Annotated in this window: 27 protein-coding genes and 1 pseudogene; 19 read left to right on the top strand and 9 right to left on the bottom strand. The window is 70.2% G+C overall.

What is annotated here, in order from left to right; all coding sequences use genetic code 11:
• The first annotated feature begins 202 nt into the window (after nucleotides 1-202).
• Nucleotides 203-571, top strand: a complete 369-nt coding sequence (locus V6M45_RS10910; RefSeq protein ID WP_332656337.1) for a hypothetical protein — start codon at nucleotides 203-205, stop codon at nucleotides 569-571.
• A gap of 54 nt (nucleotides 572-625) precedes the next feature.
• Here the strand turns inward: V6M45_RS10910 and phyR are convergent, their stop codons facing one another.
• Entirely contained in the window at nucleotides 626-1,420 is a 795-nt protein-coding gene (phyR, locus tag V6M45_RS10905; protein ID WP_332656336.1) for an anti-anti sigma factor/receiver protein PhyR, read from the bottom strand.
• Nucleotides 1,421-1,618: 198 nt separating this feature from the next.
• Between phyR and nepR the strand changes: the two genes are divergently transcribed.
• The 6 genes from nepR to V6M45_RS10875 all read left to right on the top strand — a co-directional run bounded on the left by nepR (nucleotide 1,619) and on the right by V6M45_RS10875 (nucleotide 7,720).
• Nucleotides 1,619-1,816 (top strand): anti-sigma T factor NepR, encoded by a 198-nt coding sequence (nepR, locus tag V6M45_RS10900; RefSeq protein ID WP_332656335.1) that lies wholly within the window; start codon nucleotides 1,619-1,621, stop codon nucleotides 1,814-1,816.
• Nucleotides 1,813-2,421 (top strand): sigma-70 family RNA polymerase sigma factor, encoded by a 609-nt coding sequence (locus V6M45_RS10895; RefSeq protein ID WP_183253035.1) that lies wholly within the window; start codon nucleotides 1,813-1,815, stop codon nucleotides 2,419-2,421. Before nepR ends, V6M45_RS10895 begins: the two co-directional genes overlap by 4 nt.
• A 1-nt stretch (nucleotide 2,422) precedes the next feature.
• Entirely contained in the window at nucleotides 2,423-4,198 is a 1,776-nt protein-coding gene (phyK, locus tag V6M45_RS10890) for a sensor histidine kinase PhyK (RefSeq protein ID WP_332656333.1), read from the top strand.
• Nucleotides 4,199-4,235: 37 nt separating this feature from the next.
• A complete protein-coding gene (locus V6M45_RS10885) occupies nucleotides 4,236-4,373 on the top strand; it encodes an entericidin A/B family lipoprotein (protein WP_300289860.1) in 138 nt (45 codons plus the stop codon).
• 182 nt (nucleotides 4,374-4,555) lie between these two features.
• Complete coding sequence (locus V6M45_RS10880; protein ID WP_332656328.1) at nucleotides 4,556-6,229, top strand: MFS transporter; 1,674 nt, start codon at nucleotides 4,556-4,558, stop codon at nucleotides 6,227-6,229.
• A gap of 36 nt (nucleotides 6,230-6,265) precedes the next feature.
• Entirely contained in the window at nucleotides 6,266-7,720 is a 1,455-nt protein-coding gene (locus V6M45_RS10875; RefSeq protein ID WP_332656326.1) for an NAD-dependent succinate-semialdehyde dehydrogenase, read from the top strand.
• Nucleotides 7,721-7,723: 3 nt separating this feature from the next.
• Here V6M45_RS10875 and V6M45_RS10870 read toward each other — a convergent pair whose 3' ends face one another.
• The gene (locus V6M45_RS10870; RefSeq protein ID WP_332656324.1) at nucleotides 7,724-8,047 is read right to left on the bottom strand and encodes an ArsR/SmtB family transcription factor; all 324 of its coding nucleotides are present in this window, start codon (nucleotides 8,045-8,047) and stop codon (nucleotides 7,724-7,726) included.
• 47 nt (nucleotides 8,048-8,094) lie between these two features.
• On the opposite strand from V6M45_RS10870, the gene V6M45_RS10865 reads away from it, so the two are divergent.
• Both V6M45_RS10865 and V6M45_RS10860 read left to right on the top strand, forming a co-directional pair.
• Nucleotides 8,095-8,571: an SRPBCC family protein gene (locus V6M45_RS10865; protein ID WP_332656322.1), complete on the top strand. Its 477-nt coding sequence runs from the start codon at nucleotides 8,095-8,097 to the stop codon at nucleotides 8,569-8,571.
• Nucleotides 8,572-8,654: 83 nt separating this feature from the next.
• Nucleotides 8,655-9,275 (top strand): hypothetical protein, encoded by a 621-nt coding sequence (locus V6M45_RS10860; RefSeq protein WP_332656319.1) that lies wholly within the window; start codon nucleotides 8,655-8,657, stop codon nucleotides 9,273-9,275.
• On the opposite strand, the gene V6M45_RS10855 is transcribed toward V6M45_RS10860, so the two are convergent.
• Complete coding sequence (locus V6M45_RS10855; RefSeq protein WP_332656317.1) at nucleotides 9,250-9,726, bottom strand: Lrp/AsnC family transcriptional regulator; 477 nt, start codon at nucleotides 9,724-9,726, stop codon at nucleotides 9,250-9,252. The two genes, V6M45_RS10860 and V6M45_RS10855, sit on opposite strands and share 26 nt — an antisense overlap.
• A 144-nt stretch (nucleotides 9,727-9,870) precedes the next feature.
• Between V6M45_RS10855 and ald the strand changes: the two genes are divergently transcribed.
• The 10 genes from ald to V6M45_RS10805 all read left to right on the top strand — a co-directional run bounded on the left by ald (nucleotide 9,871) and on the right by V6M45_RS10805 (nucleotide 18,761).
• Nucleotides 9,871-10,989, top strand: a complete 1,119-nt coding sequence (gene ald, locus V6M45_RS10850; protein WP_332656315.1) for an alanine dehydrogenase — start codon at nucleotides 9,871-9,873, stop codon at nucleotides 10,987-10,989.
• Nucleotides 10,990-11,191: 202 nt separating this feature from the next.
• On the top strand, nucleotides 11,192-12,250 hold the full coding sequence (gene obgE / locus V6M45_RS10845; RefSeq protein WP_332656313.1) for a GTPase ObgE: 1,059 nt from the start codon (nucleotides 11,192-11,194) through the stop codon (nucleotides 12,248-12,250).
• A gap of 48 nt (nucleotides 12,251-12,298) precedes the next feature.
• On the top strand, nucleotides 12,299-12,484 hold the full coding sequence (locus tag V6M45_RS10840; protein WP_332656311.1) for a hypothetical protein: 186 nt from the start codon (nucleotides 12,299-12,301) through the stop codon (nucleotides 12,482-12,484).
• Between the two features lie 65 nt (nucleotides 12,485-12,549).
• Complete coding sequence (locus V6M45_RS10835; protein WP_332656309.1) at nucleotides 12,550-13,242, top strand: nicotinate-nucleotide adenylyltransferase; 693 nt, start codon at nucleotides 12,550-12,552, stop codon at nucleotides 13,240-13,242.
• A 116-nt stretch (nucleotides 13,243-13,358) separates the two neighbouring features.
• Nucleotides 13,359-13,775: a ribosome silencing factor gene (rsfS, locus tag V6M45_RS10830; protein ID WP_332656307.1), complete on the top strand. Its 417-nt coding sequence runs from the start codon at nucleotides 13,359-13,361 to the stop codon at nucleotides 13,773-13,775.
• A 9-nt stretch (nucleotides 13,776-13,784) separates the two neighbouring features.
• On the top strand, nucleotides 13,785-14,249 hold the full coding sequence (gene rlmH / locus V6M45_RS10825; protein ID WP_332656306.1) for a 23S rRNA (pseudouridine(1915)-N(3))-methyltransferase RlmH: 465 nt from the start codon (nucleotides 13,785-13,787) through the stop codon (nucleotides 14,247-14,249).
• Entirely contained in the window at nucleotides 14,249-15,319 is a 1,071-nt protein-coding gene (locus V6M45_RS10820) for a murein hydrolase activator EnvC family protein (RefSeq protein ID WP_332656304.1), read from the top strand. The genes rlmH and V6M45_RS10820 overlap by 1 nt, the downstream gene beginning before the upstream one ends.
• A 143-nt stretch (nucleotides 15,320-15,462) precedes the next feature.
• On the top strand, nucleotides 15,463-16,833 hold the full coding sequence (locus V6M45_RS10815) for a S41 family peptidase (protein ID WP_332656302.1): 1,371 nt from the start codon (nucleotides 15,463-15,465) through the stop codon (nucleotides 16,831-16,833).
• Nucleotides 16,834-17,055: 222 nt separating this feature from the next.
• Nucleotides 17,056-18,249: a divergent polysaccharide deacetylase family protein gene (locus V6M45_RS10810; protein WP_332656351.1), complete on the top strand. Its 1,194-nt coding sequence runs from the start codon at nucleotides 17,056-17,058 to the stop codon at nucleotides 18,247-18,249.
• A 32-nt stretch (nucleotides 18,250-18,281) separates the two neighbouring features.
• A complete protein-coding gene (locus V6M45_RS10805) occupies nucleotides 18,282-18,761 on the top strand; it encodes an RNA pyrophosphohydrolase (RefSeq protein ID WP_332656301.1) in 480 nt (159 codons plus the stop codon).
• 166 nt (nucleotides 18,762-18,927) lie between these two features.
• Here V6M45_RS10805 and V6M45_RS10800 read toward each other — a convergent pair whose 3' ends face one another.
• From V6M45_RS10800 to V6M45_RS10775, 6 genes and pseudogenes are all read right to left on the bottom strand, one after another.
• A complete protein-coding gene (locus V6M45_RS10800) occupies nucleotides 18,928-19,173 on the bottom strand; it encodes a DUF1272 domain-containing protein (protein ID WP_332656299.1) in 246 nt (81 codons plus the stop codon).
• A gap of 82 nt (nucleotides 19,174-19,255) precedes the next feature.
• Nucleotides 19,256-19,585 carry a DMT family transporter gene (locus V6M45_RS10795; protein ID WP_332656298.1) on the bottom strand — a complete coding sequence of 110 codons (330 nt, stop codon included), beginning with the start codon at nucleotides 19,583-19,585 and terminating at the stop codon, nucleotides 19,256-19,258.
• 175 nt (nucleotides 19,586-19,760) lie between these two features.
• Complete coding sequence (locus V6M45_RS10790; protein ID WP_332656296.1) at nucleotides 19,761-20,030, bottom strand: ATP synthase F1 subunit epsilon; 270 nt, start codon at nucleotides 20,028-20,030, stop codon at nucleotides 19,761-19,763.
• Nucleotides 20,031-20,033: 3 nt separating this feature from the next.
• On the bottom strand, nucleotides 20,034-21,584 hold the full coding sequence (atpD, locus tag V6M45_RS10785) for a F0F1 ATP synthase subunit beta (RefSeq protein ID WP_332656294.1): 1,551 nt from the start codon (nucleotides 21,582-21,584) through the stop codon (nucleotides 20,034-20,036).
• 43 nt (nucleotides 21,585-21,627) lie between these two features.
• A complete protein-coding gene (locus tag V6M45_RS10780) occupies nucleotides 21,628-22,506 on the bottom strand; it encodes a F0F1 ATP synthase subunit gamma (protein ID WP_332656292.1) in 879 nt (292 codons plus the stop codon).
• Nucleotides 22,507-22,538: 32 nt separating this feature from the next.
• A pseudogene (locus V6M45_RS10775) lies at nucleotides 22,539-23,169 on the bottom strand (F0F1 ATP synthase subunit alpha); the annotation flags it as partial.

Raw genomic sequence — 23,169 nt, 5'->3', positions numbered from 1 at the left:
GAATGAGGCGCGGAGGCGACAGACCGGTTTTCACCGGTCTCAAGTCGGGGGGGCGTCGCCGCCTCCGCAGACCGTTAACGGAGGGGCCCGCCGCCGGTTCCGACGGCCCGCAAGTTTTTTCGCCTGGATGGCGAGCCCCGGAACGGCTCCGCTGGCCGGGGCGTTCACCCCTCATCGCGCAATCGCCTTCGGAGGCCCGCTCATGACCCATCAATCCCCCCACGACAAAGCCGCGGACGCGGTCCACGAGGGGCGGCCCGTTGAGGCCCAGTATGTGCGCGGCGGTCGCGGCGGCGTGCGCATCCTGACCCTGCTCCTCGTCTCCCTGGCCGCGGTCGCCATCCTGCTGCTGGGCATGTGGTTCGTCAGCCAGGGCGGCTTTGCAAAGACAAACGCCAATGACGGCGATCAACCCGTGGACGCCGCGGCCTTCCAGACCGGCCCGGCCCAGGCTCCGACCGCCGACGCGCCGACCACCGCCACGGGCGAACCGACCAGCCCGCAGACCGGCGCGACGCCGAACGTCAACGCTCCGACGGTCCAGACCGCACCGGCCGCCGCGGCGCAGTAGGCGGGAACGAGCCCCGGTCCTGCGACCGGGGCTTCTCCATTTCTGCACGGCGTATCAGGCGGCTTCGCGCTGCCGCGACGGGTGGAAGAACAGCGCCTGGCTGATCGCCGCCTTCACCGTTTCGGGCTGGAACGGCTTGGTGATCAGGAAGGTCGGCTCGGGCCGCTCACCGGTCAGGAGCCGCTCGGGGAAGGCGGTGATGAAGATCACCGGCACATCGATCCGCTTGAGGATGTCCTTGACCGCGTCGATGCCCGACGAACCGTCGGCCAGCTGGATGTCGGCCAGCACCAGACCCGGACGGTTGCGCGCGACGGCGTCGACCGCCTCGTCATGGGTGGTGGCGGTGCCGGTCACGCGATGGCCCAGCTCCTTCACCAGGCTCTCGATATCGGCCGAGATGATCGCCTCGTCCTCGATGATCAGCACGTCGGTGGCCAGTTCGGCGTCGATGTCCGACTGGGCCTCGCCGATCAGCCGTTCCACGTCCTGGGCGTCGGCGTCGAGAATCTGGGCCGCCTCGGACGGGGTGAACCCTTCGAGGGCGGTCAGCAGGAAGGCCTGACGCGAGCGCGGGGCGATCTGCATCAGACGGCGCGAGGCGTCGTCGCCGCCCTCGAGGCCGCTCTTGTCCTCCAGCTGGGCGCCGGTCGAGGCCCAGATGGCGTGAAACACATGGTACAGGGCGACCCGCGGCGTCATGTCAGCCGGCAGCTGACGTTCGCCCGCGGCCAGCGCTTCCAGCGCGACGCGGACATAGTTGTCGCCGGTGGTCTGGTCGCCGGTCAACGCGCGGGCGTAGCGACGCACATAGGGCAGATGCGGCGCGAGACGGGCCAGCAGGCTCATTTATTATTCCCCGACAAGGATGACGGTCCCGATCAATTCGGAACCTTGGCAGGTCCGGTCAACGTATCAAATCGGCCACGGTTCCCGCCCGGCGCGCCAAAGCTTGAGCATTAAACCGCAGTAACCTAGGAACCGTCCCACGGCGCTGGCGTTCTCGGCAATCGCAACAACAGCGTCAGGGTGGCGGCCGTTCATTCGATGACAGACAATTCGAACCCTTCCCGCAAGGCGGCGCCCCCGGCTGGGCCCGCGCTCGAGGAAGCTCGCCTGCGTCAGCAGGCTATCGGGGTCAAGCTTCGGCATATGTTCGACGAAGTCGTGAACGAGCCGGTGCCGGACGAGTTCCTCGACATTCTCCGCCGGGCCGATGAGCGTTCGGGCGGGAGCGGCGCATGAGCGGCGCCTCGTCCCCGCCGCCCAAGCCGCCCTCTGCCGACGACAACGCCTTCAAGAGGGAGCTGGTCGCGCTGATTCCGCACCTGCGGGCGTTCGCGCGCACCCTCACGGGCGATCCGACCGCGGCCGACGATCTGGCCCAGGACGCCATGATGAAAGCTTGGGACGCCCGGGCCAGCTATCAGATGGGCACCAATATGAAGGCCTGGACCTTCATGATCCTGCGCAACCAGTTCTATTCGGAAAAACGCCGCTCGTGGCGCCAGTCCCAGCTCGACCAGGAAGCGGCCGAGCGGACACTGGTCGCTGTCGACGATCCGGAATCGCCCGTCGCCCTGGATGAACTGCGCCTCGCCCTGGCCACCCTGCCCGAGGAGCAACGCGAGGCGCTGATCCTCGTCGGCGCCGGCGGCTTCGCCTACGAGGAAGCGGCCGAAATCTGCCAGTGCGCCGTCGGCACGGTGAAGAGTCGCGTCTCCCGGGCCCGCAAGGCCCTGCAGGCCACGCTGGAACGCGGCGGCTACGCCCGTGACGGCCGCGCCGCTGGCGACGCAATGCGCTCCATCCTCGCCGACGCCGATCGCCTGAGCAGCGTCCGGGGCTGAGGTGGGCCGCCTCGGGCGAGCGCTCGGTCGGGGTCTCGCCCCGCCGCAGTTTCAGGGCATCCGGTTTCGGCTGGGGGCGGCGTTGGCCTTCGCCCTGCTGCCGGTTCTCGCGCTCGGCGCCTTTCAGGCCGACGCCCAGTTCCGGGTTCAGGACCAGCAGCGGCGCGACGACCTCCAACTCGCGGCCGAGCGGACCGCCGCCAACGTAAAGGGGCGTCTGGACAGCACCACCGTCCTCCTCCAGGCGCTCCGCCCGGAAGCGCTGGAGCTGTTTTGCGAACCGCGGCTCACGGCCCTGGTGCAGCGCATCGAGGGGTTGGAGGGGCTGGCGCGGCTGACCCCGACTGGAGAGACCGCCTGCGCCTCGCGGCAGCTGGGCTCGGCGTCGCCCGCCTGGCTGGCCCAGGCCCGCGCGGCGCCCTGGTTTCAGAGGCTGCGCGCCGGCGAGGATACGGTTCTCGCCCGCGCCCCGGTGCCAACCGGCGTGTCCCCCGGCCTGATCGTGGCGATCCGGCTGGAGCGGCCGCTGGGCGCGTTCGACGGCGTCATGGTCGCCGTGATCCCGCTGTCGGCGCTGCAGCCCGACATCGCCGACCGGGCCCTGCCCGAAGGCTCCCAGGCCGCCCTCACCGACGGTGAAGGCCACATCCTGACCGCGACCGACCCCGAGGCCTTCGCCCTGTCGCGCGGACGCACCGTCACCGGCTGGGTCGATCGGGCCCGCCGCGACGCCTCGGCCATCTTCGAGGCCGACGACGCCCAGGGCCGACGCCGCGTCTACGCCGGCGCGGCCCTCGCCGGTCGCGACGTCTACGCCCTGCTGTCGGCCCCTGCCCCGGGCCTGCTGTCCTGGGCCCGGCTGAACCCGGTCGGGGCCTTCATGGTCCCGCTTCTGGCCTGGCTGATCGCCTTCCTGTCGGTGATGTGGGTGTCCGAGCGGATCGTGGTGCGATGGCTCGTTTATCTGGAACGCGTCGCGGCCATCTACGCGCGCGGCCGCTTCTCGGTGCGGCCGGTCCAGGCGATGAACGCGCCGTCCGAGATCCGCGTGCTGGCCCGGACCCTGGACGAGCTGGCCGACACCATCACCACCCGCGACGCCGCCCTGAACGCCTCCATCGAGGAGAAGGACGCGCTGATGCGCGAGATCCATCACCGGGTGAAGAACAACCTGCAGATCATCTCGTCCCTGCTGTCGATGCAGCAGCGCGCCCTGACCGACCCCCAGGCCAAGGCGGCCGTGGGCGACACCCGCCAGCGCATCTCGGCCCTCGCCCTGATCTACCGGACGCTCTACCAGAGCGCCGACCTGCGCTATGCCGACGCCCGCATCTTCCTGACCGAACTGGTCGGCCAGCTGATCGCCAGCGAGGCCGGCCGCGGACCGGTGGTGACCTCCTCGGTCGACGCCGACTCCCTGGTCGTCGATCCGGACAAGCTGGCGCCCCTGGCGCTGTGGCTGGTCGAGGCCGTCACCAACGCCCAGAAACACGCCTTCGCCGGTCGTGGCGGCGCGCTCAAGGTGCGCTTCCGGGTGGCGGGGGAGACCAGCGTGCTGGAGGTCGAGGACGACGGACCGGGCGTCACCGAAACCTTCCGCGCCGGCGTCGGCCGCACCCTGATGGGAGCCTTCGCCAAACAGCTGCGCGGCGAGGTCGAACTGGTCCCGGCGCCCTCGGGCGGAACCATCGCCCGGATGACCTTCGCCACGCCTGAGGCCATCACGCCCACAGACCCCGCCGACCTTGGAACCCGGGGTCCGGTCCGACGTTCCTGATGCACACGCCGTTCCACTGGCGCCTGGAGATCGCATCATGCGGAAGATTTTCGTTCTGTTCGCCGCCGCCGCCGCCCTGACCACCGCCGCATGCAACACCGTGGCGGGTGTGGGTGAGGACGCCCAAGCCGCCGGCCAGGCCGTCGAAGAATGCGCCGAAGGCCGGACCTGCTAGTCCGACTTCGGTCTGAGTTCCCGGCCGCGCGCTCCCCCGACACGCGGTTCGGTCGAAGAAGGCCCGCCCGGCTCCCCGCCGGCGGGCCTTTGCTTGTCCGCCGGCCGGCTTGCGCGCGGCCACGGCGGCGCTAGCATCCCTTCCGGCGTCGCCCGGGAGAGGCGTCCGTGGGGAGCAGGCGGATGAAGGACAATGCGACGCTGGCCGCGCCAGGCTCGGGCCAGGGGCCCGGACTGAGGACGGTGGTGGCCGCCTCGGCCGCCGGCACCGCCTTCGAATGGTATGACTTCTTCATCTTCGGCTCGCTCGCCGCGGTCATCGCCCACCATTTCTACGCCGAGGTCAGCGAGGCCACCGGCTATATCCTGGCGCTGCTGACCTTCGGGGTCGGATTTGTCGTCCGTCCGCTCGGCGCCCTGGTGTTCGGCTGGTTCGGAGACCGCACGGGGCGCAAGACCACCTTCCTCATGACCATCACCCTGATGGGGCTGGCCACGGTCGCCATCGGCCTGCTGCCCGACTACGGCGACATCGGCGTCGCCGCCCCTATCCTGCTGATCCTGATGCGGGTGCTGCAGGGCTTCGCCCTCGGCGGCGAGTACGGCGGGGCCGCCATCTATGTCGCCGAACACGCGCCGGCGGGTCGGCGAGGATTCCTGACCGGCTGGATCCAGACCACCGCGGCCCTGGGCCTGATCGGGGCCCTCGGCGTCATACTGATCACGCGCCAGATCGTCGGCGCCGAGTCCTTCGACGCCTGGGGCTGGCGCATCCCCTTCCTGATGTCGGCCCCGCTGCTGGGCCTCTCGCTGTGGATCCGGCTGAAGCTGGACGAGAGCCCCGCCTACCAGCGCATGGAGGCGGAAGGCGGCGAGCGCCGCGCCCCCTGGCGCGAAGCCTTCCTGCAGTGGGACAACGGCCGTTTCGTCCTGCTGGCCCTGTTCGGCGTCATGATCGCCCAGGGCGCGGTCTGGTATTGCGGCTATTTCTACAGCCGCTTCTTCATGGAGCGGATCCTCAAGATCGAGACCGCCACGGTCGACATGCTGATGTTGTGGCTGACGGTCGCGTCGGCCGGGCTCTACGTCTTCTTCGGCTGGCTGTCGGACAGGGTCGGCCGCAAGCCGGTGATGCTGTTCGGCATGGTCCTCGCCCTCGTCGCCTTCTTCCCCGGTTTCCACGCCCTGACGAAGGCGGCCAATCCGGCCCTGGCCGAGGCCCAGGCCTCGGCGCCGGTCACCGTGATCGCCGATCCGGCCGCCTGCGCCCTGCAGTTCGATCCGGTCGGCAAGGCCGCCTTCGCCAGCAGCTGCGACATCGCCAAGAGCGTGCTGTCCAACGCCGGCGTCTCCTACGTCAACGCCGAGGCCCTCCCCGGCAGCGTGGCGACCGTCCGGATCGGGGCGACCGAAGTGGCGTCGGTCGAGGGCGGAACCCTGTCCCCCGCCGCGCTCAAGGCCGCCCGGGCCGAGGTCGAGACGCGGGTCAAGGCCGCCCTGACCGCCGCGGGCTATCCCGACCGCGCCGACCCGGCGCGGATGAACCTGCCGCTGATGTTCGCCATCCTGATGGTCTTCATCGTCGCCGCGACCGCCCTGTACGGCCCCCAGGCGGCCGCCCTGGTCGAGCTGTTCCCGACGCGGGTGCGCTACACGGCCATGAGCCTGCCCTACAACATCGGCACCGGCTGGGTCGGGGGCCTGCTGCCGGCCGCCAGCTTCGCCCTGGTGGCGGCGTCGGGGAACATCTATTTCGGCCTGTGGTATTCGGTCGCCTTCACCCTGATCGCGGTCGTCGTCAGTCTCATCTGGCTGCCGGAGACGCGCGGCCGCGACCTGCATACGATCGGGCGCTGAGGCGTTATCGTCCCGGCATCCACGGCGGAGACGACCATGACCGACAAGACGGGCCGCCAGGCCGGCCTCGCCCTTCTGCGTGAGCACGCCCTGATCGCCGGCGAGCCGGTGACCTCGGCGAAACGCATCGCGGTCGATGATCCCGCCACCGGCGACATCCTCGGCCATGTCCCCGACCTCGGCGCCGCCGAGACCGAACGCGCCATCCAGGCCGCCCACGACGCCTTCCCCGCATGGTCCCGCTCCGATCCGCACAAACGCGCCGCCTTCCTGCGCGAATGGGCCCGGCTGATCGACGAGAACACCGAGGGGCTGGGCGCCCTGATGGCGCTCGAGAACGGCAAGCCGTTCGAGGAGGCCAGGGGCGAGGTCGCCTACGCCAACAGTTTCATCAAATGGTTCGCCGGCGAGGCCGAGCGCCTGATCGGCGAGACCCAGGACAGCCCGCTGGGCCACGTCATCCTGACCTTCCGCGAGGCGGTGGGCCCGTGCGCCTTCATCACCCCGTGGAATTTCCCGGCCGCCATGCTGACCCGCAAGCTGGGTCCGGCCCTCGCCGCCGGCTGCACCGCCGTGGTCAAGCCGGCCAGCCAGACCCCCTTCACCGCCATCGCCCTCGCCGAACTGGCGTACAAGGCCGGCCTGCCCAGCGGCGTGCTCAGCGTCGTCACCGGCGACGCCGCGACCATCGGCGGCCTCCTGACCGCCTCGCCCCTGATCCGCAAGCTCAGCTTCACCGGCTCGACCCCGGTCGGCCGGCTGCTGGCCGAGCAGTGCGCCCCGACGCTGAAGCGGGTGTCGATGGAGCTGGGCGGGGCCGCGCCCCTGGTCGTCTTCGCCGACGCCGATCTCGACCTCGCCGTGGCCGAGACCATCAAGGGCAAGTTCCGCAACTCGGGCCAGACCTGCGTCTGCCCCAACCGCGTCTACGTCGAGCGATCAGTCGCCGACGAGTACGCCCGCAAACTCGCCGACGCGGTGTCGAGAATCCCCGTCGGCGGCGCCTTCGAACACGGGGTCAAGGTCGGGCCACTGATCGAGGACAAGGCCATCCGCAAGGTCCAGGACCATCTGGCCCTGACCAAGGCCTCGGGCGGCGAGGTGCTGACCGGCGGCGAGCCCCACGCGCTGGGCGGCCGCTTCTTCCAGCCGACCGTCACCCTCGGCGGCGACGACGCCCTGTTCCGCCGCGAGGAGACCTTCGGCCCCCTGATCCCGGTCTTCCCCTTCGACACCGAGGACGAGGTTCTGGGCAAGGCCAACGACAGCGAGTTCGGCCTCGCCTCCTACGTCTTCACACGCGATCTCGACCGGGCGATGCGCATGGGCCGGCGCATCGAAGCCGGCATGTGCGGGATCAACACCGGCCTCATCTCCACCGCCGTCGCCCCCTTCGGCGGGGTCAAGCAATCCGGCTACGGCCGCGAGGGCTCGATCCACGGCATCGACGAATATGTCGACATCAAACAGGTGACGCTGGCGCTGCGATAGCGATCAGCCTTCCAGATCCGTCTTCATCCGGTCCAGCACCCCGACCGCCCGGGCCGCATGCGGACCGATCCAGCGGTCGTGGACCTGTTTGATCGGCAGCGGATTGAGGTGGTTCCAGCGTTCCCGTCCCTTGCGCTGGACGATGATCAGGTCGGCCCCTTCCAGCACCTTGAGGTGCTGCATCACCGTGCACCGGTCCAGCGGCCTGAAGCGCTCACACAGGGCGCCCGTGGTCTGCGGCGCGTCCTTCAGCGCATCCAGCAGAGCCCGTCGCAGCGGCGCTGATAACGCCTTGAAAACCCGGTCCTGATTCGCCTCGCTTGACATGTTATAAGAATATAACATTATGATCGGGAAGCAAGGAGCGAGACCCCATGGATCTGAGGTTCAAGGTATCCGGCCGCATCGCCCGCCCGGTCGAGGAGGTGTTCGAGGCCGTCGCCGATCCGGCGAAACTGTCCGCCTATTTCACCACCGGCGGCGCCGTCGGCCGGCTGGAGACGGGCAAGACCGTCCAGTGGGAGTTCGCGGACTTTCCCGGCGCCTTCCCGGTCGAGGTCGTCGAGGTCCAGCCGAACCGGCGCATCGTCCTCAAATGGGAGGCCAACGAAGGTCCGCCGGAAGGGAACGACGCCGTGGTGCGCGCCGCCTACATGACCACCGTGCTCTTCACCTTCGAACCCCTGGACGACGGCCGCACCCTCGTCACCATCGAGGAAGGCGGGTGGCATGAGACCCCGACGGGCCTCAAGGCGGCGTTCGGCAACTGCCAGGGCTGGTCGCAGATGCTGGCCGCGCTCAAGGCCTGGGTCGAATACGGCGTCAACCTGCGCGAGGGCTTCTACGTCTGACGCCGTCAGGGCCCGTCAGGCGCCGCTGTCTTGCCCAATCGGAACGGTCTCCTGCAGATGGCGATCAACGAAACGGGGGCTCCATGATCGTCCGACTGGCCTTCGCGGCGGCCGCCGCCTTGATGGGATGCACGCCCGCCCCCGCGCAGGCGCCTGAAGGCAGCCGGAATCCGGACGCCGCGGCGGCGGCGCCGATCGAGACCGCGCCGTGCCGCGGCAATATCCTGCGCAACCCCCTGTTCGGCATCGCGGGCGAGGAGCCGGAGGCCGGGCCGGGCGCGCCGATCACCCGGACATTCATGGACCTCCCCCAGACCCTGTGGGCGTGGCGGACGACCGGAAGCGGCCCGCTGCGCTGGTTCTCGCCGGAAACGCCCGGCGAGGGGCCCCTGCACCTCGGCGCGGGGCGAAGCGTTCTTCAGGCCGGGCTCGGCGCGCCCGCGGGCCGGTGGCGGCTGGTGATCGGCGCCTCCCCGGTCGGCGATCGCCCCGCCGCCCTGCATGGCCGGGTGGAGGGCGGAGACGAGGCCTATGAATTCGATATCGAGGTCGTGGGCCAGCCGACCCTGAGCGTCGTCGAGCTCGATTTGCCGACGGGCGCCGACCGCGTCATCCTCACCGGCGCCGGACCGGGCGAAGTCCGCCTGAACATGGTCTGCCTCGCGCCGCTGGAGCCCGTCACACCGGCAGCGCCCCCCGCTTGACCACCGTCCGCATGGCCACGCTGGACGACACCCGCGTCACCCCCGGGATCCGCGTCAGCTCCCTCGAGTGGACCCGCTCAAGGTCGTCGACGTCGCGCACCACCAGCCGCAGCAGATAGTCCGAGCCGCCAGTCATCAGATAGCATTCGACCACCTCCGGCACGGTGGCGATGGCGGTCTCAAAGGCGGTCAGCGACGCCTCGGACTGGGACGACAGGGTGACGGTGACGAAGACGCTGATCGGCAGGCCGACGGCGCGTTCGTTGATGATGGCGGCGTAGCGGCTGATCACCTCGGCGGCCTCCAGCGCCCGCAGCCGGCGCAGGCAGGCGCTCTCGGACAGGTTCACGGTCCGGGCCAGATCGGCGTTGGTCATGCGCCCGTCGCCCTGAAGCGCGCGCAGCATCTTGCGGTCCGTGTCATCGAGGGCGACGGCGGATATCGTCTTCATGGGGGGCCTTGTTCGCAGATTCTGCGACTTTACGCCGATCACCCGCCGAAAAGAACAGGAACCTGCGCGCGCTCCCTCGCTAGATTGCCGCGCGAAGCGAGGTCGCCGCAGAGCGCGCCCGCACCCGTCGGAAGAGGAACTCCCATGCGCGTCGGCGTCCCCAAGGAAATCAAGAAGAACGAGCACCGCATCGGCCTGACGCCGACCGCCGTGCGCGAATATGTGGCCCACGGCCACACCGTCTCGATCGAGACCGGAGCCGGGCTCGGCGCCGGCTTCACCGACGCCGACTACACCAGGGCGGGCGCGAAGATCGTCGCCGATGCGAAGACCATCTTCGCCGACAACGACATGATCGTGAAGGTCAAGGAGCCGCAGAAGGTCGAGTGGGAAATGCTCCGCGAGGACCAGATCCTGTTCACCTACCTTCACCTGGCGCCGGACCCGGAACAGACCAAGGGCCTGCTGGCCTCGAAATGCGCCGCCATCGCCTATGAGACCGTCACCGACGACCGCAAGGGCCTGCCGCTGCTGGCCCCCATGTCCGAAGTCGCCGGCCGCATCGCCGTCTTCTCGGCCGCCGAGACCCTGCTCAAGCACAACGGCGGCATGGGCCTGCTGTTCTGCGGTGTCCCGGGCGTGGCCCCGGCCCGCGTGCTGGTGCTGGGCGGCGGCGTCGTCGGCCTCAACGCGGCCCGCATGGCCATGGGCCTCGGCGCCGAGGTCGTGGTGCTCGAACGCTCCATCCCGCGCATGGCCTATATCGACGAGGTCACCAACGGCCGCGTCGTCACCCGCTATTCCTCCATCGGCGCGATCGAGGAAGAACTGGTCAAGGCCGACGTCATCATCGGCGCCGTGCTGGTCCCGGGCGCCGAGGCCCCCAAGCTGATCAAGCGTGAACACCTGAAGCAGATGAAGCCCGGCTCGGTTCTGGTCGACGTCGCCATCGACCAGGGCGGCTGTTTCGAGACCTCGAAGGCCACCACCCACGAGGACCCGACCTATGTGATCGACGGCGTGGTCCACTACTGCGTCGCCAACATGCCCGGCGCCGCCCCGCGCACCTCGTCCGAAGCCCTCAACAACGCCACCCTGCCCTTCGGCCTGGCCCTGGCCGACCACGGCCTCGAGGCGCTGAAGAAGAACCCGCACCTGGCCCGCGGCCTGAACGTCCTGAAGGGCGAGCTCACCTACCCCGCCGTGGCCGAGGCGCTGGAGATGCCGTGGAGCGACCCGTTCGGGGTGTGGGCCAACGGCTGAGAACGCTTCCCTCTCCCCTTGCGGGAGAGGGAGACCGCACACGGCGGCGCCGCCGTCGTTCTTGTGCCGTCGGGTGAGGGGTCTCTCACTGCATCCGGTGCGCCCCCTCATCCGTCTCACTTCGCGAGCCACCTTCTCCCGCAAGGGGAGAAGGACGGCCCGGTGCCTGTAAATCGCCGCTCTCTTGCGGCATAAGCCCGCGATGAAGTTCCTCGACCAGGCCAAGATCTACATCCGCTCCGGCAACGGCGGCGCCGGCGCCGTCTCGTTCCGGCGTGAAAAGTTCATCCCGAACGGCGGCCCGGACGGCGGCGACGGCGGCAATGGCGGCAACGTCTGGATCACCGCCGTCGAAGGGCTGAACACCCTGATCGACTACCGCTACCAGCAGCATTTCAAGGCCCAGACCGGCGTCCACGGCATGGGCCGGCAGATGCACGGCGCCAAGGGCGAGGACATCATCCTCAAGGTCCCGGTCGGCACCCAGGTCCTCGACGAGGACAAGGAGACGGTGCTGCTGGACATGGACGTCGCCGGCAAGACCGAACTGCTGCTCAAGGGCGGCAACGGCGGCTGGGGCAATGTCCGCTTCAAGGGCCCGCAGAACCAGGCTCCCGCCTACGCCAACCCCGGCCAGGAAGGCCAGGAGCGCTGGATCTGGCTGCGGCTCAAACTGATCGCCGACGTCGGCCTCGCCGGCCTGCCCAACGCCGGCAAGTCGACCTTCCTCGCCGCCGCCTCGGCCGCGCGGCCCAAGATCGCCGACTATCCCTTCACCACCCTCGTGCCCAACCTCGGCGTCGTCGACCTGTCGGCCACCGAGCGCTTCGTCATCGCCGACATCCCCGGCCTGATCGAGGGCGCCCATGAGGGGGCCGGCATCGGCACCCGCTTCCTCGGCCATGTCGAGCGCTCGGGCTGCCTGATCCACCTGATCGACGGGACCCAGGACGATGTGGCGAACGCCTACCGCATCATCCGCCACGAGCTGGAGGCCTATGGCGCCGGCCTCGCCGACAAGCCCGAGGTGCTGGCCCTGAACAAGATCGACGCCCTCGATCCGGAGACGCGCGAGGCGAAGGCCGCCGAGCTGGAAGCCGTCGCCGGCCGCCGCCCGATGCTGGTCTCAGGCGTCTCCGGCGAGGGCGTCACCGAACTCCTCCGCGCCGCCTGGACCGAGGTGCGCAAGGACCGCGGCGAGATCGCCCCCGCCGAGACGGACGAGACGGTCGTGGAGACGCCGGGCGGCTGGGCGCCCTGAGGGAACCCCCGCCGCCGCCTCCCGCTTCCCTTGGGAAAGGAGGCCGAAATGAGCGACGACAGGACCCAGAGCGAAGGCCGCGACGACAACGGCGCCATTCCGGGCGGCAAGCCCGACGCCTCGACCTCCGACGCGGCGGTCAGGCGGACCGGGGAGGCGTCCAGACGCAAGGCCGGCCCCGACGGGCCCGACGCCACGGAGGTCGGGGACACGTTCAAGCGACCGCCCGGCTGAACGTCCGCGACAGGCCGTCGCCGGCGTGTTAGGGCGCTCGTGAGCATAAGTCCCGCGAGCCCGCCTTGAAATTCTTCCACGCCGGTCCCGCGCCGCGAGCCTTCGGCCCCCGCCAAGGCGCCCTGCGCGACGGGCTCGACCTCCAGCCCGGAATGAAGGTCGGCCTGTTCGGCGGCTCGTTCAATCCGGCCCACGACGGTCACGCCCATGTGGCCGAGACGGCGCTGCGGCGACTCGACCTCGACCGGGTGGTCTGGCTGGTGTCGCCGCAGAATCCGCTGAAGGACGCCCGCGACAGCGCGCCGTTGGCCGAGCGGATGAACTCGGCCCGGGCCGCCGCCGCCCTGGCCGCGCACGGGCCGGCCATGGTCGTCTCGGACGTGGAGACGCGCATCGGCACGCAATGGACGGTCGACACCCTGCGGGCGCTCGTCGCCCGCCATCCGGGCGTGCGGTTCGTGTGGCTGATGGGGTCCGACAATCTGGCCACCTTCCACCGCTGGAGGGGCTGGACCGACATCATGCGGCTGATGCCGATGGCGGTGATCGCCCGGCCCGGATCCGAACTGACCAGCCGCACTGCCCCCGCCGCCGCCCGCTTCGCCGCCGCCCGGCTTCCCGCTGTCCGCGCCCGGCTGCTGCCGGAGCTGGACGCGCCCGCCTGGACCTTGCTGAACGCCCCGCTGAATCACCGCTCCTCGACCGCGCTGCGTGCGGCGGCGCGGGCCGCGGAGACCCCGACCGGGCGCAACGCGTGACGGCCCGGCGCGTTTGTGCTAGACTGCCGCTTTAGTAATCTCCCTGGAGCCCTCCGCTGACCCCCTCGCCCGCGCACGATGCGCAAGACAGCGCCGTCTCGAACACGGCGCATGAGATGGACCCGATCGAGCCCATCCATTCCGAAGACGGTCCCCAGAGCGGTCACGAGGCTCCCCTTCCCGTCGGCGCAACCGAACTGGAACAGGCCATCCTTTCGCGCCTCGACGACGACAAGGCCCAGGACATCGTCCTCATCGACCTGAAGGGCAAAAGCCCCATGGCCGACACCATGATCGTCGCCTCCGGGCGCTCGCACCGCCACGTCGGCGCCCTGGCCGACCACCTTCAGCGCACGCTGAAGGAACAGGGTCTGGGCAAGGTCAAGGTTTCGGGCCTGCCGCACTGCGACTGGGTCCTGCTCGACGCCGGCGACGTCATCGTCCACCTGTTCCGGCCGGAAGTCCGCGCCTTCTACAACATCGAGAAGATCTGGTCGGTCGAGAGCGGCCACCGCGTCGACGCCCGCGCCTGACCTGACCTCATGAAGCTGGCCGTCATCGCCATCGGCAAGCCGGGGCGCGGCCCCGAGGCGACCCTGGCCGCCGACTACGCCGAACGCGCCACCCTCGCCGGCCGCGCGCTCGGCCTCGGCCCCCTCGACCTGATCGACCTGGAAGCGCGCAAGCCCGGCAAGGCGGCGGAGGCCGAACTGATCCTCAAGGCCGCCGAGGGCGCGCATCTGATCGCCTGCGACGAGCGCGGCAAGACCTTCTCAAGCCGCGCCTTCGCCGACCACATCGCCGGCCTGCGCGACCGCGGCGAGCGGCGGCTGGTCTTCGCCATCGGCGGGGCCGACGGGCTGGACGAGAGCGTGCGCGCGGCGGCCGCCTCGACTCTCGCCTTCGGCCCCCAGACCTGGCCCCACGCCCTCGCCCGCGCCATGCTGGCCGAACAGCTGTATCGCGCCGTGACCATCCTGGCCGGATCGCCCTATCATCGCGACTGATGCGAAAGGCCGCCCTCGCCCTGCTGTTCGTCCTGACCGCCCTGCCCGTGGCTGCCGCCGCGCCGCAGTCGGCGGAGATCGGGCGGCTGCAGGCGGAGTTCCGGGACGAGCGCGCCCGGGCCCTGCGCCTGCGCGCCGAGGCCGCCGACGCCGCCGCCGAGATCGCCCGGCTGGAGCGGGAGCTGGCGACGCTCGGGGCCGACGTGGCCGCCGGCGATGCGACCATCGCCGCCCAGCGCGCCCGCCTGCGCGATCTCAGCCACCGCGAGGCGGCCCTCGCGGCGCGGCTGTCGCAGGCTCGCGGCCGTCAGACCCGGCTGCTGTCGGCCCTGCAGATGATGAGCCGCCGACCGCCGCCGCCCCTGCTGGTCCCCGCCGACAAGGCCGTCGACACCGTCCGCGCCGCCATCCTGATGAAGGCCGTCGCGCCCGAGCTTCAGGCCCGGGCGAAGGCGCTGACCGATCGCCAGACCGAGCTGATCCGCATCCGCCGCCTCGCCGCCCTGAACAGCGAGGCCCTGTTCACAGCCGAGAGCGCCCAGGGCGACCGCCGCGCCCGGGCCGAGGCCCTGGGCGCGCGCCAGACCCGGCTCCGCGCCGTGCTGCGGGCCGAGGCCGAGACGGCCGAACGCGCCGCCCGCGCCCTCGAGGACCGGCTGCGCGCCCTCGGCGGCGCCGTCCCCGCCGCCGATGCCGACGCCGCCCCCGCGACGGCCCGCCGCCCCGCCGGCCGCGATCGCCTGAGCCCGCCCGTCGAGGGCGCGCCCTCCGTCCGGTTCGGCAAGGGTTCTGGCGGCTGGCGCTGGCGCGGCGACGATCTCGAGGCCCGCGCCCCCGCCGCCGGCGTCGTGGCCTGGACCGGTCCGCTCAGCGGCTGGGGTCAGGTGGTCATCCTCGACCTCGGGCCCGGCTGGCGCGCGGTGATCTCCGGTCTTGAGGACGTCTCGGTCGAGACCGGCGCCCGCGTCGCGGATGGTCAGACGCTGGGCCGCTCGGGCCCCGACGGCGAGATCGGCTTCGAACTCCGCCGCGAGGAACGCGCGGTCGACCCGGCGCCGTGGCTCAGGTGAGCCCCTTGCCGAGCGAATCCGCTTCCCATCCCCCGATGACGCTGATTTTATCGACGAACCGCCGGTCGGCCACGATTTGGTCGCCGGAGGGTCCGTAACTGTGAACGTTCAGGCCGCCCCGCGGCCCGCTGGAAGAAGACTGTATGCGCAAGTTGCTGCTGATCGGCGCCGCCGCCGCCACCGTGGTCGGTCTGGGCGCCGCCACGACCGCCGGCCAGACCCCGCGCAACGAGGCCTTCCGGCTGATCGGCCTGTTCGGCGACGCCCTCGCCACGGTCGAGCGCGACTATGTCGTGCCGGTCGATGACAAGAAGCTGATCGAAGCGGCCCTGCAGGGCATGATGAGCGCGCTGGACCCGCACTCCTCCTACCTGCCGCTGAAGGGCTACAACGAGCTGCGCGAGCGCACCGAGGGACAGTATTCCGGCGTCGGCCTGACCATCTCGTCCGAGGGCGGGCTGGTGAAGATCATCTCGCCGATGGACGGCGGTCCCGCCGCCCGGGCCGGGGTCCAGGCCGGCGACGTCATCTCGTCCATTGATGGCCAGAACGCCTCGGGCCTGACCGTCAGCCAGGTGTCCGAAAAGCTGCGCGGCGCCGCCGGCACCTCGGTCAAGGTCACCTTCCTGCGCGACGGCGAGGAGCCGCGCGAGGTCGTCCTGACCCGCGAGATCATCAAGATCGACTCCGTGACAGGCCGCGTCGAGGGCGATTTCGGCATCCTGCGCGTCTCCACCTTCAACGAGAACACCGGCCGCGAACTGGGCGAGGTCATCGCCCGGCTCAAGACCGAGAACCCGGCCCTCAAGGGCTATGTGCTGGACCTGCGCAACAACGGCGGCGGCCTGCTGGACGCGGCCATCGCCGTCTCCGACGCCTTCCTCGAGCGCGGCGAGATCGTCAGCCAGCGCGGTCGCCGGCCCGAGCAGATCCAGAAATATTTCGCCGCTCCGGGCGATCTGACCGGCGGCCTGCCGGTCGTGGTGCTGATCAACTACGGCTCGGCCTCGGCCTCCGAGATCGTCGCCGGGGCGCTGAAGGATCACCAGCGCGCCACCCTCATCGGCCTGACCAGCTTCGGCAAGGGCTCGGTGCAGAGCGTCATCCCGCTGCGCGGCGGGGCCGACGGGGCCCTGTCGATCACCACGGCGCGCTACTACACGCCGTCCGGCGCCTCGATCCAGAAGATCGGCATCGAGCCGGATCTGGAGGTCGCCCGCTCCGAGGCCGAGGCCCGCATCGTCTCGCGCTCCAACTTCATCTATTCCGAGGCCGCCTTCGCCACGGCGCTGGACGCCTCGATCGGGGCCGAGCGCAAGGGCCCGCACACCCCGCACGAGGCCCCGGGCGAGGCCTGGGACAAGGACAAGGACTATCAGCTGGAGCGGGCCTTCGACGTGCTGCGCGCCGGCGGCGACCTGACCCGACTGGCGGCCGCCCCCGAGGGCATCGTCGTCACCGCCCCGGGGACCGCCATGGCCGCTGTCGAGACGGACTCCGACGAGACGCCCTGAAGCGAGGCGACAGGCAGTAGGCAGTAGGCAGTAGGGACCTAACAGCCCCTCCACCCTCCGCCCCTGTTGCCTGTTGCCTGTTGCCTGTTGCCTACTGCCTAATTCCTGCACGCCCCGGCATAGCTAACACCGCGTTAGGCTTTCTTAACCGACGCACGGCCAATGTGAGCGCCGAAGGAGTCCGTCCCGCGGACCCCCGTACGAGCGCCCAGTTCCTTGCCCATGTTCGCCAAGCGCCAGTCCGTTCTCGCCGCCACCGCGGGCGCCCCGCCCGCCCGCCGCTCCGTGGCCGAAATCCTCTCCCCCGTGATCCGGGTGCTGAAGAAGCCGCCGGTCGCCGTCGCCGCCGCCGGGGTGCTTCTACTCGGCGCCGCCGCCCTGTTCGTCACCGTCCTGGGCGATCCCCGCGCCGGAGCGCCCTCCGCCCGCGTCGCACTGAACCGCCCCGCAGCCGCCCCGACCGCTGTTCCGACCGGCCTTGAGGCCTTCTCGCTGGACGGCTCGGGCCTCTACCAGGACCTGACCGCCGAAGGCGGCGATCCGTCGGCTCTCGGCCAGGCGGTCATCACCCTGCCGGACGGCGCCACCGTCTCGGGCGACGGCGCCCCGGTCACCGCCCCGCGCATCGCCGCCCAGCCCCTGCCCCAGGCCCCCATCGCCGGCCTCAGCCAGCCGGGCCCCGAGGGTCCGCTGCCGCGTATCGCGCCGGACGGCCGCGTCCCGGCCCAGGCCTACGCCCGTCCCTTCATCTCCAACGGCAAGCCCCGCGTCGCCCTGATCGTCGGCGGCCTCGGCCTCAACGCCGCGACCACCCGCGCGGCCATCGAACGCCTGCCCCCCGAGGTCACCCTGAGCTTCGTGCCCTACGCCGAGGGCCTGCAGGGCTGGATCGACCTGGCCCGCGCCCAGGGTCACGAGGTCATGCTGGAAATGCCGATGGAGCCGACCGGCTATCCGAACAACGACCCCGGCCCCTACACCCTGCTGGCCAACGCCGCGCCGGCCGATATCCAGGCCAAGATGAACTGGCTGCTGGGCCGGGCGACCGGCTATTTCGGCGTCACCAACTATCTCGGCGACCGCTTCGCCACGTCCGAGGCCGGCATGACCGCCTTCATGGGCGTGCTGCGCCAGCGCGGCGTCGCCTTCCTCGATGACGGCTCGATGAGCCGCCGCCCCGGCGCCTGGGCTCGCGCCAGCGCCAACCGCATCATCGACGAAGAGCAGAACCCCACTGCCATCGTCGGCCAGCTCAACGCCCTTGAGGCCCTCGCCAAGGCTCGCGGCCAGGCGCTCGGCACCGGCTTCAGCTATCCCGTCACCGTCGAGGCCGCCGCGCGCTGGACCGCCGGCCTCGAAGCCCGCGGCCTGCAACTGGCCCCGGCGTCCGCCCTGGCGAACCGGCCGGGACGGTAGATTCCGGCCGGCGGCCCCGCTAAGGGACCGCCATGTCCGAGCCCGATCTGTCGCTCTACCGCCCCAACGTCGGCGTCGTGCTGTTCCACCCGGACGGCCGGGTCTGGTACGGGCGCCGCGCCGGCACGCCCGGCCCGCACAACTGGCAGTTCCCGCAGGGCGGGGTCGACGACGGCGAGGACTATGAGGCCGCCGCCCGCCGCGAGCTGTTCGAGGAGACCGGCGTCACCTCCGCCGAGCTGCTCGCCAAATCCATCGAATGGATCGCCTACGCCTTCCCGGCCGACTACGGCGGAACCAAACAGGCGCACGGCTGGACCGGGCAGAAGCAGAAATGGTTCGCCTTCCGCTTCACGGGTGAAGAGTCCGAAATCGATCTGGAGGCCCACGGCGAGATCGAGTTCGACGCCTGGCGCTGGGGCGCGCTCGACGAAGCCCCCGACCTCGTCGTCCCCTTCAAGCGCGAGGCCTACGAACAGGTCGTGGCCCTGTTCGCGCCGCTCATCACCTGACCCTCTCCCATCGGGAGAGGGCTTGAGCGCACGGCGGCGAAGCCGTCGTCCTTGCGCGAAAGGGGTGAGGGTCGCCGGCCCGGGGGCGGCTTCGCCGCTTCCGCCAGCCGACCCTCATCGGACCGGGCTCCGCCCGGCCACCTTCTCCCATCGGGAGAAGGAAACGCTAGCCCGCCCCGCACCCTTCGGCCTTCACCACCCGCTTCGTCGACGCCGGATATTTGGCCATCAGCTGCGCCGGCCGGATCGGCCGCGGCGCGAAGCCGCCGCCGCAGTTGGGGCAGACACCCTTCAACACCCCGTCCACGCAGGCTGCGCAGAAAGTGCATTCGAAGGTGCAGATGCGCGCCTCGACGCTGTCGAACGGCAGGTCGCGGTCGCAGCATTCGCAGTTGGGTCTGAGCTCAAGCATTGTCCGCTCCTCTCCTGCCCCCGGGCGGGAGACGATCCGGAGGATGGCGGAGGGGCCCGCTCCGGGCAAGGCGGGGCAGGCCTCAGCCCGCGGACCCGTCCGGCGCGAGCCGGAACAGCACCAGCCCCGTCAGCACCAGCACCGCCGCCGCGACCCGCATCGGGCTCAGATGCTCCTGCAGGAACACCACCCCGACGATGAAGGCCCCGACCGCCCCGATCCCGGTCCAGACCACATAGGCGGTCCCCATCGGCAGCGACTTCATGGCCAGCGCCAGCAGTCCGAAGCTGACCCCCATGAAGGCCAGCGTCGCCACGCTCGGCCACAACCGGGTGAAGCCGTCCGACTGCTTCATGAAATAGGCCCAGACGATTTCCAGCAGTCCGGCGATGATCAGATACGTCCAGGCCATGGCGCGGCCCTCCTCTCAAAGGGCCGGGCCGTCCCGGACTTGGTCCCGCATCAGCGGGAGCGAGGACGTGGCCTCGTCTTGCGAAGGGCTATCTAGGGTCTGGGGCGCCGGGGTCAAGAAAAAGCCGGCGACCGCGTCGCGGCCGCCGGCTTTCCGATATCCAGAGGCGCTGGCCTCAGGCCGCCGCCACTTCCGAGGCCTGTTCGGCCAGGATGGTCAGGCCGGCCGGGGTCACGTCGGCGAAGCCGCCATGGACCTCGAACTGGCGATGCGAGCCGCCGTCGATGACGGTGACCACGCCTTCGCGCAGGGCCGTCATGAAGGGCGCGTGGTCGGCCAGGACGCCGAAGTCGCCCTCGACGCCCGGCGCGTCGACCTGATCGACGAGGCCGGCGAAGACCTCGCGCTCAGGCGACACCAGCGAGAACTGCAGCTTGCCGGCCATGGATCAGGCCGCCTCGGCGGCGAGCTTCTGGGCCTTCTCGACGGCTTCCTCGATGGCGCCGACCATGTAGAAGGCCGCTTCCGGCAGGTGGTCGTATTCGCCGGCGACGATGCCCTTGAACGAGCGGATCGTATCTTCCAGCGACACGAACTTGCCCGGCGAGTTGGTGAACTGCTCGGCCACGAAGAACGGCTGCGACAGGAAGCGCTGGATCTTGCGGGCGCGCGAGACAATCAGCTTGTCCTCTTCCGACAGCTCGTCCATGCCCAGGATGGCGATGATGTCCTTCAGCGCCTTGTACTGCTGCAGCACTTCCTGGACCGAACGGGCGACCTGGTAGTGCTCGTCGCCGATGACCAGCGGGTCCATGATCCGCGAGGTCGAGTCCAGCGGGTCCACGGCCGGGAAGATGGCCTGGGCGGCGATGTCGCGGCTCAGCACGGTTGTCGCGTCGAGGTGGGCGAACGAGGCGGCCGGGGCCGGGTCGGTCAGGTCGTCGGCGGGGACGTAGATGGCCTGGACCGAGGTGATCGAGCCCTTCTTGGTCGAGGTGATGCGCTCCTGCAGGTTGCCCATCTCGGTGGCCAGGGTCGGCTGATAGCCCACGGCCGAGGGGATGCGGCCCAGCAGGGCGGACACTTCCGAACCGGCTTGCGTGAAGCGGAAGATGTTGTCGACGAACAGCAGGACGTCCTTGCCCTCTTCGTCGCGGAAATACTCGGCCTGGGCCAGGCCGGTCAGGGCGACGCGGGCGCGGGCGCCGGGGGGCTCGTTCATCTGGCCGTAGACGAGGGCGCATTTCGAGCCTTCGGTCGAGCCGTTGTTCTTGGTCGGGTCCACGTTGACGTTGGACTCGATCATCTCGTGATACAGGTCGTTGCCCTCGCGGGTGCGCTCACCCACGCCGGCCAGCACCGAATAACCGCCGTAGGCCTTGGCGATGTTGTTGATCAGCTCCTGCATGGTCACGGTCTTGCCCACGCCGGCGCCGCCGAACAGGCCGATCTTGCCGCCCTTGGTGTAAGGGCACATCAGGTCGATGACCTTGATCCCGGTGACGAGGATTTCCGACGAGGTCGACTGCTCTTCGAACGACGGCGCCTCGCGGTGGATCGGGCGGTACATGGTGGTCTTGATAGGGCCCTGCTCGTCGATCGGCGCGCCGACGACGTTCATGATGCGGCCGAGGGTGCCCGGGCCGACCGGGGCCAGGATCGAGGTGCCGGTGTCGGTCACCGGCTGGCCGCGCGTCAGGCCTTCCGAGGTGTCCATGGCGATGGTGCGGACCATGTTCTCGCCGAGGTGCTGGGCGACTTCCAGAACCAGGGTGAAGGGCTGGCCGGTCTTCTGGTCGACGTTCTGCGTCTCCAGGGCGTTCAGGATCGCGGGCAGCTGGCCCTCGAACTCGACGTCGACGACGGCGCCGATGACCTGGGCGATCCGGCCCACGCCGGTGCCGGCGGTGACCACGGCGTTGCCGGTGGCGGCGGCGGCCTTGGGAGCCTTGGGAGCGGCCGGCTTGCGGGCGGCGGGTTTCTTGGTGGTGTCGGTCATCGGTTCGTTCCGTTCGGAAGGTCGTGTCTGTGCGGGGGTCGGATCAGAGCGCTTCAGCGCCGGCGATGATCTCGATCAGTTCGGTGGTGATCTGGGCCTGGCGCTTGCGGTTGTACTGCAGGGTCAGGCTGTTGATCAGGTCGCCCGCATTGCGCGTGGCGTTGTCCATGGCGCCCATCTGGGCCCCGAAGAAGCTGGCCTGGTTCTCGTACAGCGCGGCCAGCACCTGGGTGGTGATGTTGCGCGGCAGCAGGGTCTCGAGGATTTCCTCTTCCGAGGGTTCGTAGTCGTAGACCGCGCCGTTCAGGTCGATCGGCGGGGCGTCGCCGTCGACGACCGCCGGGATCAGCTGCTTCGGCGTCGGCACCTGCGAGATGACCGACTGGAAGCGGCTGTAGAACAGGGTCACGACGTCGGCGTTGCCGGCCTCGAACTCCTCGGCGATCAGGGCCGCGATCGGCTCCGCCGCCGGCAGGCCGATGACCTTGTGGTCCGACATCTCGAACGTCTTCACCAGCCGCTCGCCGTACAGGCGGGCCAGGCCGTCGCGGACCTTGCGGCCCACGGCGATGATCCGCACGTCCTTGCCCTCGGCCAGCAGCGCCTTGATGCGCTCACGCGCCGCGCGGATGACGTTGGTGTTGAACCCGCCGGCCAGACCCTTGTCGCCGGTGGCGACGACGATCAGGTGCTTCTGGTCCGACCCCGTGCCGGCCAGCAGCTTGGGCGCGCCGTCGCCCGAAACGCCGGCCGCCAGATTGGCGATCACGGCGGCCATCTTGCGGGCATAGGGACGGGCGCTTTCAGCCTGGTCCTGGGCGCGCTTCAGCTTGGCCGCGGCGACCATGTTCAGGGCCTTCGTGATCTTCTGCGTGGACTTCACGCTTCCGATCCGATTGCGCATTTCCTTGAGGCTGGCCATCCGGGGCTACTCTCTCGCTATCCGGGCCGGTCTCAGGCGAAGGTCTTGAGGAAGGCGTCCAGCACCGACTTCAGCTCGGTTTCGAGCTCCGGCGTCAGGTCCTTCTTGGCGCGGATGCCGTCCAGCAGGCCGGCGTTCGACGACTTGATGCGGGCCAGCAGCTCGGTCTCGAAGCGGCCGATGTCGCCCACCGCGATGCCGTCCAGATAGCCGCGCGTGCCGGCGTAGACCGAGACGACCTGCTCTTCCATGGTCAGCGGGCTGTACTGGGGCTGCTTCAGCAGCTCGGTCAGGCGCGCGCCGCGGGCCAGCAGCTTCTGGGTCGAGGCGTCGAGGTCCGAACCGAATTTCGCGAAGGCGGCCATTTCCCGATACTGGGCCAGCTCGCCCTTGATCGAGCCGGCGACCTTCTTCATCGCCTTGGTCTGGGCCGAGGAGCCCACGCGCGACACCGAGATACCGACGTTCACGGCCGGGCGGATGCCCTGGTAGAACAGGTCGGACTCGAGGAAGATCTGGCCGTCGGTGATCGAGATCACATTGGTCGGGATGTAGGCCGACACGTCGTTGGCCTGGGTCTCGATCAGCGGCAGGGCGGTCATCGAGCCCGAGCCGTTGTCCTCGTTCAGCTTGGCCGAACGCTCCAGCAGGCGGCTGTGCAGG

The sequence above is a fragment of the Brevundimonas sp. genome (assembly GCF_036676055.1).
In the GTDB taxonomy this organism is placed as follows: Bacteria; Pseudomonadota; Alphaproteobacteria; order Caulobacterales; family Caulobacteraceae; genus Brevundimonas.
This window is presented reverse-complemented; position numbering and strand designations above follow the sequence as displayed.

Coding starts and splice junctions, on each gene's coding strand:
- V6M45_RS10895 (WP_183253035.1), top strand. CDS start 1,813: ATGAGCGGCGCCTCGTCCCCGCCGCCCAAGCCGCCCTCTGCCGACGAC.
- V6M45_RS10880 (WP_332656328.1), top strand. CDS start 4,556: ATGAAGGACAATGCGACGCTGGCCGCGCCAGGCTCGGGCCAGGGGCCC.
- V6M45_RS10810 (WP_332656351.1), top strand. CDS start 17,056: ATGTTCGCCAAGCGCCAGTCCGTTCTCGCCGCCACCGCGGGCGCCCCG.
- V6M45_RS10795 (WP_332656298.1), bottom strand. CDS start 19,585: ATGGCCTGGACGTATCTGATCATCGCCGGACTGCTGGAAATCGTCTGG.
- atpD (WP_332656294.1), bottom strand. CDS start 21,584: ATGACCGACACCACCAAGAAACCCGCCGCCCGCAAGCCGGCCGCTCCC.
- rsfS (WP_332656307.1), top strand. CDS start 13,359: ATGGACCCGATCGAGCCCATCCATTCCGAAGACGGTCCCCAGAGCGGT.
- V6M45_RS10855 (WP_332656317.1), bottom strand. CDS start 9,726: ATGAAGACGATATCCGCCGTCGCCCTCGATGACACGGACCGCAAGATG.
- V6M45_RS10860 (WP_332656319.1), top strand. CDS start 8,655: ATGATCGTCCGACTGGCCTTCGCGGCGGCCGCCGCCTTGATGGGATGC.
- V6M45_RS10865 (WP_332656322.1), top strand. CDS start 8,095: ATGGATCTGAGGTTCAAGGTATCCGGCCGCATCGCCCGCCCGGTCGAG.
- V6M45_RS10800 (WP_332656299.1), bottom strand. CDS start 19,173: ATGCTTGAGCTCAGACCCAACTGCGAATGCTGCGACCGCGACCTGCCG.
- V6M45_RS10885 (WP_300289860.1), top strand. CDS start 4,236: ATGCGGAAGATTTTCGTTCTGTTCGCCGCCGCCGCCGCCCTGACCACC.
- V6M45_RS10910 (WP_332656337.1), top strand. CDS start 203: ATGACCCATCAATCCCCCCACGACAAAGCCGCGGACGCGGTCCACGAG.
- V6M45_RS10815 (WP_332656302.1), top strand. CDS start 15,463: ATGCGCAAGTTGCTGCTGATCGGCGCCGCCGCCGCCACCGTGGTCGGT.
- V6M45_RS10790 (WP_332656296.1), bottom strand. CDS start 20,030: ATGGCCGGCAAGCTGCAGTTCTCGCTGGTGTCGCCTGAGCGCGAGGTC.
- V6M45_RS10840 (WP_332656311.1), top strand. CDS start 12,299: ATGAGCGACGACAGGACCCAGAGCGAAGGCCGCGACGACAACGGCGCC.
- V6M45_RS10805 (WP_332656301.1), top strand. CDS start 18,282: ATGTCCGAGCCCGATCTGTCGCTCTACCGCCCCAACGTCGGCGTCGTG.
- rlmH (WP_332656306.1), top strand. CDS start 13,785: ATGAAGCTGGCCGTCATCGCCATCGGCAAGCCGGGGCGCGGCCCCGAG.
- obgE (WP_332656313.1), top strand. CDS start 11,192: ATGAAGTTCCTCGACCAGGCCAAGATCTACATCCGCTCCGGCAACGGC.
- V6M45_RS10870 (WP_332656324.1), bottom strand. CDS start 8,047: ATGTCAAGCGAGGCGAATCAGGACCGGGTTTTCAAGGCGTTATCAGCG.
- V6M45_RS10820 (WP_332656304.1), top strand. CDS start 14,249: ATGCGAAAGGCCGCCCTCGCCCTGCTGTTCGTCCTGACCGCCCTGCCC.
- V6M45_RS10780 (WP_332656292.1), bottom strand. CDS start 22,506: ATGGCCAGCCTCAAGGAAATGCGCAATCGGATCGGAAGCGTGAAGTCC.
- phyR (WP_332656336.1), bottom strand. CDS start 1,420: ATGAGCCTGCTGGCCCGTCTCGCGCCGCATCTGCCCTATGTGCGTCGC.
- nepR (WP_332656335.1), top strand. CDS start 1,619: ATGACAGACAATTCGAACCCTTCCCGCAAGGCGGCGCCCCCGGCTGGG.
- ald (WP_332656315.1), top strand. CDS start 9,871: ATGCGCGTCGGCGTCCCCAAGGAAATCAAGAAGAACGAGCACCGCATC.
- V6M45_RS10875 (WP_332656326.1), top strand. CDS start 6,266: ATGACCGACAAGACGGGCCGCCAGGCCGGCCTCGCCCTTCTGCGTGAG.